The sequence below is a fragment of the Pantoea sp. Acro-807 genome, assembly GCF_011752675.1.
Taxonomy (GTDB): Bacteria; Pseudomonadota; Gammaproteobacteria; order Enterobacterales; family Enterobacteriaceae; genus Pantoea; species Pantoea eucrina.
The window spans coordinates 1-210 of record NZ_VWXE01000030.1 but is presented as its reverse complement, the minus strand read 5'-3'; the positions used below and the strand labels follow the sequence as shown (position 1 = coordinate 210).

The 210-nt window shown below is 49.0% G+C and carries 1 rRNA gene; it reads left to right on the top strand.

The features are described 5' to 3' along the window. Positions 1–210 (top strand): 23S ribosomal RNA (locus F3J39_RS18740); the annotation flags it as partial.

Genomic DNA, 210 nt, shown 5'->3' with positions numbered 1-210 from the left:
TTTATGGGGGTGACTGCGTACCTTTTGTATAATGGGTCAGCGACTTATATTCTGTAGCAAGGTTAACCGCATAGGGGAGCCGCAGGGAAACCGAGTCTTAATTGGGCGCTAAGTTGCAGGGTATAGACCCGAAACCCGGTGATCTAGCCATGGGCAGGTTGAAGGTTGGGTAACACTAACTGGAGGACCGAACCGACTAATGTTGAAAAA